We start from the raw sequence: 573 nt of genomic DNA, 5'->3' as shown, positions 1-573 counted from the left end.
GAAGTTATTTTGCGCTTAAGTATAAATTGTTCTATGTTGAAAATCTTTTATCCCTAAAGATTCTTCAACTAAAGATATCCTTTAATTTGCAAACGTAAAAAAGCACCCCAAAGCAGGGGAGCTAAGAGGTGCCCCGAAGAATCTAAATCCAGCTCCAACCCTTACTACGACCACAGCTACATCCATTTGAATTTCCATTACTTCCACCGTTATTAGTATTTGCGGGACTAACACGTCGGCAATTTGAAGAGTTTACATCACTTCCACAGTCATAATCCTCTACTACTGTCTCATTTACATTAGATTCTGTAACTGGATAGTAATTTTCATTCCTAACAATAGTTCTATTTACATTTTCAACTTCTGTAGGATGAATATTTCGAACTGTGCGGTGATTCGTTCTAGTTTTAACTACTCTCTCAGTAGGGTGTACAATCGTTTCTTCTTGACTACAATTCTGTTGGTTGTCATTTTGAGATCTATATCTACGTCCCATAGTTATTCCTCCTTTCCTTGGGATTACTATAATATATGCAAAGAAGATTGATTTGCTTTAGACAGGTAGCATAAATG

The 573-nt window shown here is 36.0% G+C and carries 1 protein-coding gene; it reads right to left on the bottom strand.

Annotated elements, in window-relative coordinates; genetic code table 11:
* Window positions 1–142: 142 nt before the first annotated feature.
* The gene (locus HOP45_RS20475; protein ID WP_181351320.1) at window positions 143–496 is read right to left on the bottom strand and encodes a spore coat protein; all 354 of its coding nucleotides are present in this window, start codon (window positions 494–496) and stop codon (window positions 143–145) included.
* Between the last annotated feature and the right edge of the window lie 77 nt (window positions 497–573).

The sequence above is a fragment of the Thalassobacillus sp. CUG 92003 genome (assembly GCF_013618635.1).
Classification (GTDB): domain Bacteria; phylum Bacillota; class Bacilli; order Bacillales; family Halobacillaceae; genus CUG-92003.
Note: the sequence above shows the minus strand (reverse complement) of the source record. Positions and strands in the feature narration are given on the sequence as shown.